Origin of the sequence: Acinetobacter nosocomialis (genome assembly GCF_041021905.1) — a bacterium.
In the GTDB taxonomy this organism is placed as follows: Bacteria; Pseudomonadota; Gammaproteobacteria; order Pseudomonadales; family Moraxellaceae; genus Acinetobacter; species Acinetobacter nosocomialis.
The window spans coordinates 2,273,424-2,287,243 of record NZ_CP157432.1; the positions used below are offsets into that span (position 1 = coordinate 2,273,424).

Below are 13,820 nucleotides of genomic sequence, written 5' to 3' on the forward strand. Positions count from 1 at the left end.
AAAGCGACTAAATCTATTAGTCGCTTTTTCTTTATCTTGATTTACATTGAAAAGACATGGTTAAACTAAAATGTGAACATACAGTTACATCATTAAAAACCTTCAAAATATTTCACAAATACTTGTATTTTAAAATATTTATTCAAATTAAATTTTATATTGCTGTTTATCAAGCAACCTAAAAATATAGCGATGACCACCCTTAAAGATAGTTTTGTTATACTAGTTAAGCAGTATTAATTGTCGTTATTAAATTTTATGCATGATCCAGTCCTTGAGTCATATCCTCCTATATGTGACAAGCCTCAAACACGTCGCGGTGTAGAACGTCGTTTAGCACTATTGCTAAGCGCAACCGAACTGTTTTTGGAAAAAGGATATGATGCTGTCTCTTTAGATGACATCGTCAATCATGCTGGTGGTTCAAAAGCTTCTATTTATAAATACTTTGGTAATAAAGAAGGTTTATTTACTGCAATTTGCGATTACCGCCGTGAGATGTTCTTTAAAGATATTTGTATTGCATTTCAACCAGATCAGGCTTCTTTAAAAGAATACTTAATTCAAACTCTCATCCGTTTTTATAACCACATTATTCAACCTGAGCATATTGCTTTTTTACGTTTGGTTATTGAACAAACCCAGTGTAATGCAACTTTGAGCCAATATTTATACGAAAAATGCGCTCAAGACGTACAAAATACCATTGCTCAAGCACTACTTATTTCTCATCAAGCAGGTGAAATTACTTGTACCTCTCCCGATCACTCATCTCTCATGTATTTTGGGATTTTACGTGATATTGAGTGGCGTATGATTATGGGCATGCCACTACCAACCAATGAATATGAAGTAATTGATTATATTCATTATTGTGTAGAAATTTTCTTAAAAGGCCACCATAAAGTCTAATTCTTTTGCATTTTGAAATGCTTATAGTATAGTAGACTTCTTTTTTCCCACATCCACCCAGCCAACAACAGATAATTGTTGTATTTCAAAGACAATTATTATGGAGTAGCTACATGGCTTTAAGACATTTCCTGACTTTACGTGATCTATCTACATTAGAACTCCATCGCGTTTTACAGCGCGCAAGCGAACTAAAAAAAATGCAACAAAGCAATAAGGTGTATCAACCTTTTGTTGGTAAAGTATTGGGAATGATTTTTGAAAAATCGAGTACACGTACGCGTATTTCTTTTGAAGCCGGTATTAATCAATTTGGTGGTAGCGCTATCTTTTTATCACCTCGCGATACACAGCTAGGTCGCGGTGAACCTATCGAAGATTCAGCACGCGTTATTTCAAGTATGCTTGATATTGTGATGATTCGTACGTTTGGTCATGACATTGTTGAACGTTTTGCATCTTATTCAAAAGTTCCTGTGATTAATGGCCTAACTGATGACCACCACCCTTGTCAGCTACTCGCAGATTTACAAACTTACATTGAACATCGCGGTAGTATCGAAGGTAAAACCGTAGCGTGGATTGGTGATGGTAATAATATGTGTAACTCATATATTGAAGCTGCACATTTAATGGGTTTTAAATTAAAAATTGCTTCACCCAAAGGTTTTGAACCTAAACCTGAATTTTTAGCAGAATTTGGTCATTGCGTTGAGCTTTTTGATAATGCTGAAGATGCGGCTGTAAATGCTGACCTTATCGTTACAGATGTTTGGGCAAGCATGGGGCAAGAAGAAGAACAAAAATTACGTAAGAACGCATTTGCGGCTTTTCAGGTAAATGAAAAACTGATGAGTCTTGCACATCCAGATTGTTTATTTATGCATTGTTTACCAGCCCATCGCGGTGAAGAAATTTCAGAAACAATGCTTGATCATAAAAACTCTGTTGTATGGGATGAAGCTGAAAATCGTCTACATGCACAAAAAGCTTTAATGGAATTTTTATTGAATGAAAATTTAAAAAAAGCTTAATCTTGATATAAAAGCAGCACCTTTAAGGTGCTGTTTTTTTTACTTCTATAAAATACTTATTTTTCTAGTTTATTTTTTTAAAATTTTTCATGATGTTGCTGAATATATAAACAGTCTATATTTCAACTACACTCTAGAATCGTGTATAACATTCTACACAATAAGCCAAGCCTACTCTTGTAGAGTGCGATTATGACAACCCTTGAAGAATCACTATCTCAAATCCCTGCATTTTCAATTATTCATGAACATTTGTTTAGTTCAGCACAACCTTCTATTGAACAGCTTAAACTTATTAAAGAGTATGGTTGTAGTACCGTTATCAATTTAGCTTTGACAAACTCACCAGATTGTATTGAAAACGAAGATCGGGTTTGTCTTGAGTATGGTTTAAATTACATTCATATTCCAATTGACTGGGAAACACCATCTTCTGACCAATGCTTACTGGTTTTAGATTTAATTGATCATTTGGTTCAAAATGAAATTGTTTGGTTACATTGTGCCAAAAACAAACGCGTAAGCTGTCTTATGTATGTCTACAGACAATTTTATATGAATATGGACATGCCTACTTCCCAAGATTTACTGCACGAAATTTGGGAGCCAAATGAAACTTGGACAGGTCTTATCCATAGTATTACCTTACAGCTACAAGGCCGTAAGGCTACTTTAGAACTCCAGCAGTCTTTGCAACAAGCTGATGATTTAGTCTAATTAGAGATTAATACCGTCGCTGTTGCTAAAATTCCTTCTTGGCGACCAGTAAACCCGAGTTTTTCGGTAGTGGTCGCTTTGATGCTAATTTGATTTAAATCCACATTCAAAACATCCGCAATGCTTTGTCGCATCTCTAAATTATGTTTCGCTAATTTAGGACGTTCGCAGGCTACAGTAATATCAGCATTATTCAAACGATAACCACGGTCTAAGATTAGTTGATAAACGTGTTTTAGTAGTACACGACTATCTGCACCCTTAAACTCTGGATCGGTATCTGGAAAATGCTGACCAATATCTCCAAGCGCTAGTGCACCTAATAAAGCGTCACATAGTGCATGTAACACGACATCACCATCAGAATGTGCTTTCAGGCCATGCGTATGCGGAATCTGAATGCCAGCTAAAGTTACGAAGTTACCCTCTTCAAAGGCATGCACATCCATTCCTTGACCAATACGAATTTGAGCAACCATATAAACTCTTTCCTTCTATTATAAAAGCTTAAGAAATCTTGTATTCAACCGTTGTGTTTCGCTATAGTACACTTAGCAAAGTAGACTGAAAGTATAAGCGATCATGCCGTCGAATACTGATATGAATCAATTGAAAAGATTAAGTTTTGTCGTGACATTGAGTTGTTTATGCTCATCGCTTGTTTTTGCAGAATCCATTGACTGCTCCAACTCAAAATCAGAGCTCAAAATCTGTTCAAAAAACTTTAGCGAAGCACGAAAGCAACTTAATAACAAATATCTTTCTGCATACTTAGTTACAGATGCTCCATTACAGCTTCTACAAGATACTCAAACATTGTGGTTTAAACATACGCAACAATGTAAAACCAATTCATGTATTCAACAACAGTTTGACGTACGTGGTGATGATTTAAATTTTTATGCTTCACTTAAGCAAACCCTAACACAGCATTACCTTAAATTTGAAAATGGGCACATTGCAGCCCAACCTGTTCATTTACAAATCCATCAACTTGCTAAAGATAAAATCAAAATAGAAGGGTTAGCTTACCGTAATCCGAATAACCGAAAAGAAGCCCAAACTATTTCATTAATGGCTTATAGCTCTCCTGAGCAAAAAAGTGAAATTTTAGATAACGAGCATAATTGCAAATACAAATTTGATTTTCAAAAGGCCTTACTTGTTGTAAAGACTCAACAAAAAGGCTGTGAGCGATTTACTGGCGTTTATCGGCTATATGATTAATTGATATAAAATAAAAAAAGCCAGTGCATCTACACTGGCTTTTCTTTTTAAGCTGGATATTTTTGCAGGATATCCTGACTCACCAAAACAGCTGTTGCTGCTGACAAAGTCCAACCTAAATGGCCATGCCCGGTATTATAAAAAACCCGTGATTGCTTAGACTGTTTCACTACAGGCAACATATTAGGCATCATTGGCCTTAAACCCGCCCAAGGCACAACATGCTCAGTTGAAATGTCAAAATTGCGGTTCACCCAATTAACCAAAGGCTGAATACGATCTGCACGAATGTCTCGATTGTAACCATTAAACTCAGCTGTACCTGCTATACGTAAACGGTCTTGTCCTAAACGAGAGGTTACAATTTTGGCACTCTCATCAAGCAAACTTACCCACGGCGCATTTTTAATGCTTTTCTCATCTTTCAATTGGACAGTAATCGAATAGCCTTTTACAGGATAAACATTTACACGCTCACCAATCATGTCAGCCAATTGATAACTTCCAACACCACCACAAACCACCAGAACATCACCTTCTAATTGAAAGCTATCTGTTGGGGAAAGATGCGGATGCTCAGCACTTGGCTGACAATTCAGTACGACTTTATCTATATGACACTTAATATCAGTAACTTCTAAGCCAAACTTATACTGCACCCCATATTGTTTAGTCTTTTCAGCTAAAGTGGTTGAATATTTATGAATATCTCCAGTTGCATCGCTTGGTGTGTAATAACCACCAAAGTACTCACCCGTTAAAGAAGGTTCGATTGACTTCATTTCCTCAGGTGAAACGGAGTAACGTTCTAAAGTCCCTTTATTCAAGACATCATTAACTCGCTTGGCAATATCATAGTCATCCTTAGTATGATACATATGAAGAATACCGCGTTTCTCCAAATCAAATTGAAGCTGCTCTTTTTCAGCGACTTCAAATAAGCGCTTACGAGCAAGCAATGCTAAACGAACAGTTTCTATCGTATTAGCCTCATAATTTTTAATATGAGATAAAAACTCAACTAACCAGCTATATTTGTGCAAACTAAAAGAAGGATTAAGTAATAGAGGAGCATCTTTTTGCCTCATCCATTTAAAACCTTTTATAACGGTCGCTTTCTGGTTCCAGACTTCTGCATTACAAGCAGATAATTGCCCTCCATTTGCAAATGATGTTTCCATAGCTGGATAAAGATGACGATCAATCACTGTGACTTGGTAACCTAATTGAGATAATTCATAGGCTGAAGTAACCCCTGTGATTCCTGCACCAATCACAATAACATGTGGCATAACAGACTCCTCTGAAATGCAAAAACATTTCATCAGTACAGCCCATCTGTCATTTGTACCTGAGAGTTTCGACCTAAATACTACCTTTTAGCATTTCGATCTTCCCCTTCGGTGAGTTTATGACTTATAAGTTTTTATTCTTCATGCTTATAAATCTTAAGCTGCTCTCCAGATTTTTTAATTATTACAGTCCTTTTGCCTGAGAGTTTCCGGGCCTGTTGCTCCTTCGGCGGGTTCTTAAGAACCTCTCTCCCGCAATAATTTTGTATTTATATAAGCAATGTATCTGCCACTTTTAAAAAAACGCATTCTTTTCTTGTAAACTTTTGTACAGCAATTCAATTAAATATGAAATTATTTGATTTAATTACAAAAAAAGGTGAATTATTTAAATTCACCTTTTGCCATTTATTAAAGCTTTCCTTCAAGCACTTGGTCTGAAACATGACCTTTCCACTGCTCTCTCAAGGTTGGTAAATAAAACTTCTCACCAATTGTGACCAACTCAGCATCAATGAGTGCATGAATTTCGTGCATAAAAATGTAATCTAAGGCAACTAAAGAGAGTTGATGATTTTTTTGCGCTACTTTTTTTCGCTTCACTTGAGCTTGTTTAATTAACTCATTTGCAAAATTTTTATCTTTATATGTGGTGATTGCATTTAAACGAAGCTCAATAACACCCCAACCGGCCAACAATTTTTTGAAAATTTCAAAATCTTTCGTCGTTGATTCCCAAGTGACATTTTCCAGATTATTATCTTCAGGCAAAACAGGTAACAGCAAATCACCAGTACTTGGAAAAATCTTTTTAAGATTTAACAGAAATTTAACAGGCTGATCACTCGGGTAATCATTAAACTGCACATGTTGTTCGGTATCTGTTAAATAAATCGAGAGCATTCAAAAATCCTTAGCTAAACAACTGTTTATTATGTGTTTAATTTCCATATCGCAAAATAAATAAAAATTAAAAACAATAGAAAAACAGGATAAGGTGGGCATTTTAACAATTATGGCAGCTTATTCAACTCTAAGTTGGTTTGATAAAGCTTAATCAAGAAATAATTACAACCTAGAAACTTGCAAATAAATCTCATACAACTTCAAAAATTTAAAAATGCATATATTTTAAATATATTATTTTTTAGTCTACTTTTAAATTTAATGTTATAATACATTGATTTACTCAATTTCATCTGGGCTTCCAAAGAAATGAATAGATCAAAATTAATTTTATTATTTTTAAGTATTAGTACTTTTTCTTCTTTGGTATTTTCTGAAACGATTACTTCCCCAATTAAACAAGAATTTTATGACCAAGAATCGAACCGCCATAGAAGTATGCTTGAGGTAAGTAACACTTCAAGTCATAAGTTTAGTGAATCACAACACAATTCTTTTCACTCCGATTCTAATAAGCAAAGAGTAGATTTTTTTGAAATTGCCAAACAATATCAAGATGAGAAATCACAAAATACCTACTCGCATTTTCCTGACCCGACAGTGAACATGAGCGATCATGAGCGAAGTCTCTACTATATTAGAAATCATGATGATATAAGCCTTAAAAGGGATATTCGTATTCAACAATATAGATCATTAAAACAGCAATACGATAAAGGAGTCATTTCCAATGATGAATACAAAGAGAAAGTTTATAAAATTTTAAAATAAGCTTTTATATTTTCTGAAGCCTTCTTTCTGATGGAAGGCTTCTATAATAGTTTTGATATAGATTGTTAAAAAAACTTTAAATAACAAAGATCCATAGTAAATAAGCAATAAAAATTAAACAGTTTTAACTGCTAAAAGACGCCAGACTATACAAATCTTCTCTACAAATAAAGGAGAGATCAATGAAGATCCGCGCTTCACGTACCTATTCAACTTATTCAAACCATTACTTTATTTCGAAAGAATATGAATGTAGCGTTATACCAGTAAAAGGAATGTGCTTTACTGATCTTGGTTTAACCGAAAATGGTGTGATTGAACCTGTAGAAATTAGTGAGGTCACTATAGACCCAGCCTCTAATTCTTATCATATTCTTTTAGCAAAAGATGCTCATGAATACACGAAAGAAGAACTAAAAAGAAAATTTGAAGAAATGAAAGTAAATGGTTGGGAATATATAGAAGATCTACTGATGTAGCTTTTATTCTCAATCTATAAGTTAAAGTTCTAGATTTAAGGTGTAAACATAATAGCCATCAGTAGTTTATCTGTACACTCAGTACAAAATGGCACTACTGATGGCTATATAGACTGCTTATTTACTATTTGGTGAAACCATTTTTTCAGGTTTAACGACCTCATCAAATTGTTCTGCTGTAACTAAACCAAGCTCAACAGCTACTTGTTTTAAAGTTTTATTCTCTTTATAAGCAGTTTTCGCCACTTTTGCAGAGTTTTCATAACCAATAACCGGATTCAATGCAGTAACCAGCATGAGAGAGTTATGCAAGAAGTGATCAATTTTGTCACGATTAGGCTCAATTCCTACTGCACAGTGGTCATTAAAGCTATTACACGCATCACCAAGAAGCTGAATAGATTGCAGTAAGTTATAAGCGATTACTGGCATAAATACATTAAGTTCGAAGTTACCCGAAGCACCAGCGACATTAATAGTCGTATCATTACCAAGCACTTGTGCAACCACCATAGTCATTGCTTCACTTTGGGTCGGGTTCACTTTACCCGGCATAATGCTTGAGCCTGGCTCATTTTCAGGAATGCGAATTTCACCAAAACCACAACGTGGTCCGCTTGCTAACCAACGAATATCGTTAGCAATTTTATTTAAGCTTACTGCTAAAGTTTTTAATGCACCTGATGCAAAAACAGCTGCATCACGTCCTGCAAGTGCTTCAAATTTATTAGGAGCAGTAACAAATGGCAAACCCGTTAAAGCTGCAAGCTGAGCTGCGGCTTTAACAGCATAGTCAGGATGAGCATTTAAACCAGTTCCTACCGCTGTACCACCCAATGGCAACTCATACAAACCACTTAAAGCTTGTTGTAAGCGTACTAAACCGTGCTCAAGCTGAGAAACATAACCGCTAAATTCTTGGCCAAGTGTTAGTGGCGTCGCATCTTGTAAGTGGGTACGGCCAATTTTGACAATCTCTTGAAATTCATCTGACTTCTTCTGCAAAGTCGCTTTAAGCTGCTCTACAGCTGGAATCAGTAATTCATTAATTTGCAAACTTGCCGCAACATGAATAGCCGTTGGAAATGAGTCATTAGTAGATTGTGCACGGTTAACATGATCATTTGGATGTACTGGCTTTTGTGCTCCGAGCGCTTGGCCTAGCTTTTGATTTGCAATATTTGCAATCACCTCATTACAGTTCATGTTACTTTGCGTACCAGAACCTGTTTGCCAAACTACGAGTGGAAACTGTGAGTCCCATTTCCCTGCAATCACTTCTTCGGCAGCACCTACAATGTACTGACTCAAATCTTGTGGTAACTGGCCCAACTCTGCATTGGTTATTGCCGCAGCTTTTTTTACCAAGCCCATCGCTCGAATCATGGCACGGGGTAAACGCTCCTGCCCGATTTTGAAGTTCTGTAAGCTACGTTGGGTTTGTGCTCCCCATAGCGCTTCATTTGGAACTTCAATCTCACCCATAGTGTCATGTTCAATTCGTGTTTGCATAGAAACCTCGGTTATGTGGCTAAAGAACTCACGGGCTGAAGCAATTTTTGCTTTGGCTAGTTAATTTTAATATCGTACTCAAGCATTTCATTATTGTAAATAAGAATCATTATCTTATCTTCCATTTAATGTATTTTGATAGAATCTCCACTCATCTTCAATCATTTGCTTTAAAGTTCGTTTCGGATTCCATTGTAATAAAGTTTTTGCTTTTCCTATATTTGCACCCAATTGAGCCAACTCTTCATGCTTATAAATTGCCGATTGCGTCGGAATTTCGGCTTGGGTAACCTGTGAAATTTCATCTAATAATTGACGAATCGATTGCACTTGCTCATGAGCAATATTAAAAGCTTCACAGCAATGGGTTTGATCGCGTAACCAATGTAAAGTTAAGCTTACTGCTTCACATACATCTAATACATGTAAAAAGCTACGTTCTACTGTATGGTCTTCGGTCGAAACCTGATCTTGTAATTCAATTAAATCACGCTGCATCGCTGCAACTTGTAATGCAAGCGGTACAATATTTTTAGGGAGCTGTGCAACATATTCACCTAATACACCATGCTCAAAAGCACCTACAATATTTGATAGGCGTAGGATTGCAATTTTCCATTCATGATCAATTTTATGAGTATCTCTAATGATTTCTTCAATCATCTGTTGAGATTTAATATATGGATTAGGATAAGCATAGTTGAAGTCTTCTGTTTCGCTTAACTGCAAACCAGATTTTCCATAGACTGCCAAGCTAGATAAATGGATAAAATGACGAACACCAGTACGCTGCATTGCACGTAACAGGCTCATAATGCAACTGACATTGTCATTGTAATATTCGAGCGGTTTTAAATTAGACTCTTCAATAGATTTAAAACCAGCTGTGTGAATAACTGCATCGATTGAGTACTGTTCAAATACTTTGTTCAATGCAGGTGTATTACGTACATCAAGTTTAACAAACGGAACGTACATACCAGAGATGTATTCTAACCGCTCAAGCGTTTGCAAGGTCGAGTTAGCCAAATTATCGACAATAACCACTTCTTGGCCTTGAGCCAATAGACTCAATGCAATGTGTGAACCGATAAAGCCTAAACCACCTGTCACTAAAATCATTGTATACTTACCTTTCTCTTAATGTATCTACGCCCATTTAGACGTATGACCATAGTGAATTCTCAATGAGTACATTACTACTAATAACCTCTGCTCCTACTTCGATCCATGCTTGGCATGCGCTAGGCCTTGCTCAGGCACTCAAAAGTAAAAATGAAGACTTTCGTGTATTCTTTTACCAAGATGGCGTTCAAGTTGCGAATGATTTTCAATGGGTTCCTGACGACCAGCGTAATTTAACGCATGAATGGCAAAAGCTCGCGATCCGACTTCCTGTCTGTGTCAGCGCAGCTCTTGCACGTGGGATTACCGATGCAGAAAATGCGAGTCGTCATCAACTTAGTCATCACAACCTAGCGAACAACTTTGAGTTGGTTGGACTAGGTGAACTTGCTGATGCAGTACAGTCAGCCTCTCGTCTTCTTCAATTCTAAGTTACTTTATTAACTTAGATTGTTGCTTTTAAAAGGTATATTGTGTGAAAACTGTACTCGTTATTTTGACCCAAGCCAATTTAACCAGCCTACAAGTCAATGAAAGCCTCGCCGCTACTATGGTTTTAGCAACCTTTGGCTCACCAGTCAAAGTATTATTAAAAGATGCGGCTCTTAGTCTTTTACAAAATGAACGTAACTTTGACCAATTGCAGCATGCATTTAAAATTGCTTCAAATATGGTAGATAGCTTTGAGTTTTATGACTTAAGCCCAATTCTTATTGAAGACAAAAATAAACAGCATCCTTTTGTTCAAAACAGTGAGCAGGAACTAGAATTTGTTCAGCTAGATACGAAACTCATCCAATCTTTCGATCATGTCTTATATTGGTAGATAAAGGTGTAATTTTAATGACGCAATCAACTCTTTATCTTGTGCAAGCTTCTTATCACCATACTCCTCGCATTATTGAAGAACTTGCAAAACTGTTCCATAAAGATGATCAACTTATTTTTATGGGTGACTCAACTGCTCAACTTACAGTAAGTATTTGTCAGCAGTTTGGCTCAGTTTCTTGCTTGTCTCATGAAAAAGATTTAATTGATGCAGAAACCTTGGCTCACGTTAAGGTATTGAACTATGACCAGTTTGCGGATCTGGTTTTACAATTTAATCGATGTATTTCTTTGAAATAATATAGTTAGGCTCATTTTTATGAATTTAGAATTAGATCAAGATGGTCATTTAGTCGACTATACGATTTGGAATCCCGAAGTAGCACAGGAACTCGCCAAATCTCTCGATCTTGAATTAACAGATTGGCATTTTGAAGTTTTAGCTGCGGTTCGCCAATTTTATCAGCAATTTGGGCATTCTCCTGCAACACGTCCTTTGATTAAGTTTTTAATGAAAACCGTAAGTCCAGATATTAATAATGCTGTTTTACAGCAAAAATTTAATACCGGTTTAGTTGCTCGCCATCTCAGTCGCTTAGCAGGTATTCCTAAACCGGCAAATTGTTTATAAATTTTTATGCGAATTTTTTAGCGGCAGCGACACATAAAATTGTTACTGCCGTTACCATTAACATCGACCAACTTACATGTTCATGTAATAAAAGTGCAGCAATCGCGAGTCCCATTAATGGTTGTAAAAGTTGTAGCTGGCTAATTGCAGCTATACCGCCTTGAGCAAGACCTTTGTACCAGAAAAAGAACCCGATGAGCATACTAAATAAAGATACGTAAACCAGTCCTGCTACCGCCGATGTAGATACATCTTGAAAGGAAACGGGCATATAAAAAAGAGTAGCGAGCAGCATAATCGGTAAAGCTAAAATAAGCGCCCAACAAATCACTTGCCATCCACCTATTTTTTTCGAAAGCACTCCACCTTCTGCATAGCCAAATCCACACAAAATAATTGCAATAAGCATGTATAAATCGCCAATGCCAAAAGATGCTTCACCGGACAAAAAGAACATATAGGTAAAAACAACTAAACTGCCTAAAATTGCAAATATCCAAAAAAATAAATTTGGTTTTTCTCCACCTCTCACTACTGCAAATATGGCAGTAGTGAGCGGTAGAAGGCTAACAAAGACAATCGAGTGGGCTGCGTTCATATACTGCAAGGCAAGCGCCGTAAATAATGGAAACCCAACTACAACGCCTAAAGCCACAATAGCCAGCGGCCACCAGTCTTGTTTAGCAGGCTTTTTTTCCTTAAGTAAAAAGATAAGAATTAAGCCCAAGACTCCTGCAATGACAGCTCTTGCTGCTGTTAGAAAACCAGGCTCAAAACCTGTTACCGCAACACGGGTAGCGGGTAACGAGCCTGCAAAAATTGCAACGCCAATAAAACCATTTACCCAACCGTTCATAAACTTTTGCATATTATTCTCCGCAACTATACGAAGAATTTAAGCTGTGATATGGTGTCAAAACCAGATACAAAGCAGTACAATTTTAAAAAACTGTTATGTATAAATAAGCAGTACAGTAGAGATGATTAACGTGAACCAGACAAAAACAAAAATCGAACTTGTTATTTCACAGATTGAACAACAAATTAAGAATCGCTCTTTGACTCCGGGAACTCGACTCCCCTCTGTGCGCAAGCTGGCCAAAGATTTAGGTTTTTCAGTTTCTACGATTGTCGAAGCTTATGAACGATTAATTGCCCTAGGTAAAATTGAATCACGTAGTGGATCGGGCTTTTATGTAGTGGCACCACTTGCTCCTTTAGACTTAAGTGAATTAGGACCCAAACTAGATCGCTCAATAGATCCGTTATGGATTTCACGTCAGTCTTTAGAGGCAGAACCTGATGCGTTTAAGCCCGGTTGTGGTTGGTTACCTAATGACTGGATGCCACTTGAAAGTATTCGTAAGGCATTAAGATCTGTTACACGAAGTGAAGATGATAGTTTAATGGGTTATTCTTCACCGTTAGGGCTGCCCGTATTAAGAGATTTACTGGCTAGGCGAGCACAAAATAAAGGTATAGAGGCAAATCTCAATCAAGTTGTTCTAACCGATTCAGGCACTCAAGCTATTGATCTGGTTTGTCGTTTTTTACTTAAACCAGATGATGTAGTTCTAATTGATGACCCATGTTACTTTAATTTTCATGCTCTACTTAAAGTTCATCAAGTTAAAGTTATTGGTATTCCATACACTCCAAATGGCCCAGACTTAGAGGCATTTAAAGAAGCGATTGAGATCTATAATCCTCGGCTTTATATTACAAATTCAGGAATACATAACCCCACTGGCGCAACGCTTTCACTCTCGACAGCTCATCAATTACTGAAGTTGATTGATCAATCTAATTTAATTGTGATTGAAGACGATATATTCTCGGATTTTGAATATACTCCAGCTCCACGACTTGCAGCCCTAGACAACCTTTCACGCGTGATTTTTATTGGAAGTTTCTCTAAAACGCTTTCTGCCTCTATTCGCTGCGGCTACATTATTGCAAAACCAGAATGGATTGATCAGATTACCGATTTAAAAATTGCTACCAGTTTTTCTCACAATGGACTCTCAGCCAAGATTTTACACACAGCTTTAACCGATGGTTCATACCGTAAGCATTTAGATTTATTAAAAGTTCGTTTAGCTCAAGCCATGCAAGAAACAATCACGAAGCTCAAATCGATTGGGATAGAACCGTGGATTGAACCCAAGGCTGGAATTTTTGTGTGGTGTCGTCTACCAGAAGGTGTAGATGCAGCGAAGATTGCCCAGTTTTGTCTGAATCGGCAAGTGATTCTCGCCCCGGGTAATGCCTTTAGCCAAGCACAATCAGCAGGTCAATTTATCCGTTTTAATATTACTCAATCAAATCATGATTATATTTATAAGACTCTTGCAGAAGCACTTCTACAAGAGTCGTTAGGTTAGAG

At 36.7% G+C, this 13,820-nt stretch carries 17 protein-coding genes and 1 riboswitch; of the genes, 11 read left to right on the plus strand and 6 right to left on the minus strand.

The features are described 5' to 3' along the window. Nucleotides 1–258 precede the first annotated feature (258 nt). From adeN to ABLC00_RS10535, 3 genes are all read left to right on the plus strand, one after another. On the plus strand, nt 259–912 hold the full coding sequence (gene adeN / locus ABLC00_RS10525; RefSeq protein WP_004708396.1) for a multidrug efflux transcriptional repressor AdeN: 654 nt from the start codon (nt 259–261) through the stop codon (nt 910–912). A gap of 113 nt (nt 913–1,025) precedes the next feature. Beyond that, entirely contained in the window at nt 1,026–1,946 is a 921-nt protein-coding gene (gene argF / locus ABLC00_RS10530; protein ID WP_004708394.1) for an ornithine carbamoyltransferase, read from the plus strand. A 192-nt stretch (nt 1,947–2,138) separates the two neighbouring features. After that, entirely contained in the window at nt 2,139–2,663 is a 525-nt protein-coding gene (locus tag ABLC00_RS10535; RefSeq protein ID WP_004886872.1) for a protein tyrosine phosphatase family protein, read from the plus strand. On the opposite strand, the gene ispF is transcribed toward ABLC00_RS10535, so the two are convergent. After that, the gene (gene ispF / locus ABLC00_RS10540; RefSeq protein ID WP_002049661.1) at nt 2,660–3,142 is read right to left on the minus strand and encodes a 2-C-methyl-D-erythritol 2,4-cyclodiphosphate synthase; all 483 of its coding nucleotides are present in this window, start codon (nt 3,140–3,142) and stop codon (nt 2,660–2,662) included. The genes ABLC00_RS10535 and ispF overlap by 4 nt on opposite strands. A 103-nt stretch (nt 3,143–3,245) precedes the next feature. On the opposite strand from ispF, the gene ABLC00_RS10545 reads away from it, so the two are divergent. Beyond that, the gene (locus ABLC00_RS10545) at nt 3,246–3,890 is read left to right on the plus strand and encodes a hypothetical protein (RefSeq protein WP_004708391.1); all 645 of its coding nucleotides are present in this window, start codon (nt 3,246–3,248) and stop codon (nt 3,888–3,890) included. Between the two features lie 47 nt (nt 3,891–3,937). Here the strand turns inward: ABLC00_RS10545 and ABLC00_RS10550 are convergent, their stop codons facing one another. Next, entirely contained in the window at nt 3,938–5,182 is a 1,245-nt protein-coding gene (locus ABLC00_RS10550; protein WP_002049660.1) for a D-amino acid dehydrogenase, read from the minus strand. 177 nt (nt 5,183–5,359) lie between these two features. Then, nucleotides 5,360–5,447, minus strand: a riboswitch (glycine riboswitch). Nucleotides 5,448–5,593: 146 nt separating this feature from the next. Next, on the minus strand, nt 5,594–6,085 hold the full coding sequence (locus ABLC00_RS10555) for a hypothetical protein (protein WP_004708388.1): 492 nt from the start codon (nt 6,083–6,085) through the stop codon (nt 5,594–5,596). Nucleotides 6,086–6,397: 312 nt separating this feature from the next. On the opposite strand from ABLC00_RS10555, the gene ABLC00_RS10560 reads away from it, so the two are divergent. Both ABLC00_RS10560 and ABLC00_RS10565 read left to right on the plus strand, forming a co-directional pair. After that, complete coding sequence (locus ABLC00_RS10560; protein WP_004886865.1) at nt 6,398–6,859, plus strand: hypothetical protein; 462 nt, start codon at nt 6,398–6,400, stop codon at nt 6,857–6,859. Nucleotides 6,860–7,041: 182 nt separating this feature from the next. Further along, complete coding sequence (locus tag ABLC00_RS10565) at nt 7,042–7,338, plus strand: hypothetical protein (protein ID WP_004886862.1); 297 nt, start codon at nt 7,042–7,044, stop codon at nt 7,336–7,338. A gap of 117 nt (nt 7,339–7,455) precedes the next feature. Here the strand turns inward: ABLC00_RS10565 and fumC are convergent, their stop codons facing one another. Together fumC and galE are read right to left on the minus strand one after the other, a co-directional pair. Beyond that, nucleotides 7,456–8,850 (minus strand): class II fumarate hydratase, encoded by a 1,395-nt coding sequence (gene fumC, locus ABLC00_RS10570; protein WP_004708382.1) that lies wholly within the window; start codon nt 8,848–8,850, stop codon nt 7,456–7,458. A gap of 114 nt (nt 8,851–8,964) precedes the next feature. Continuing rightward, on the minus strand, nt 8,965–9,972 hold the full coding sequence (gene galE / locus ABLC00_RS10575) for a UDP-glucose 4-epimerase GalE (RefSeq protein WP_004886857.1): 1,008 nt from the start codon (nt 9,970–9,972) through the stop codon (nt 8,965–8,967). Nucleotides 9,973–10,037: 65 nt separating this feature from the next. On the opposite strand from galE, the gene tusD reads away from it, so the two are divergent. The 4 genes from tusD to ABLC00_RS10595 are packed head-to-tail and all read left to right on the plus strand — an operon-like array spanning nt 10,038 to nt 11,434. Then, nucleotides 10,038–10,406: a sulfurtransferase complex subunit TusD gene (gene tusD / locus ABLC00_RS10580; RefSeq protein WP_000105718.1), complete on the plus strand. Its 369-nt coding sequence runs from the start codon at nt 10,038–10,040 to the stop codon at nt 10,404–10,406. A gap of 44 nt (nt 10,407–10,450) precedes the next feature. Next, nucleotides 10,451–10,801 (plus strand): hypothetical protein, encoded by a 351-nt coding sequence (locus ABLC00_RS10585; protein ID WP_004886854.1) that lies wholly within the window; start codon nt 10,451–10,453, stop codon nt 10,799–10,801. Nucleotides 10,802–10,818: 17 nt separating this feature from the next. Beyond that, nucleotides 10,819–11,103, plus strand: coding sequence for a hypothetical protein (locus tag ABLC00_RS10590; protein WP_004886852.1), 285 nt, complete (start codon nt 10,819–10,821; stop codon nt 11,101–11,103). Nucleotides 11,104–11,122: 19 nt separating this feature from the next. After that, complete coding sequence (locus tag ABLC00_RS10595; protein ID WP_001047539.1) at nt 11,123–11,434, plus strand: TusE/DsrC/DsvC family sulfur relay protein; 312 nt, start codon at nt 11,123–11,125, stop codon at nt 11,432–11,434. Nucleotides 11,435–11,438: 4 nt separating this feature from the next. On the opposite strand, the gene ABLC00_RS10600 is transcribed toward ABLC00_RS10595, so the two are convergent. Further along, nucleotides 11,439–12,302 (minus strand): DMT family transporter, encoded by an 864-nt coding sequence (locus tag ABLC00_RS10600; protein ID WP_002060079.1) that lies wholly within the window; start codon nt 12,300–12,302, stop codon nt 11,439–11,441. Nucleotides 12,303–12,423: 121 nt separating this feature from the next. Between ABLC00_RS10600 and ABLC00_RS10605 the strand changes: the two genes are divergently transcribed. After that, nucleotides 12,424–13,818: a PLP-dependent aminotransferase family protein gene (locus tag ABLC00_RS10605; RefSeq protein WP_025466830.1), complete on the plus strand. Its 1,395-nt coding sequence runs from the start codon at nt 12,424–12,426 to the stop codon at nt 13,816–13,818. Nucleotides 13,819–13,820: the final 2 nt, after the last annotated feature.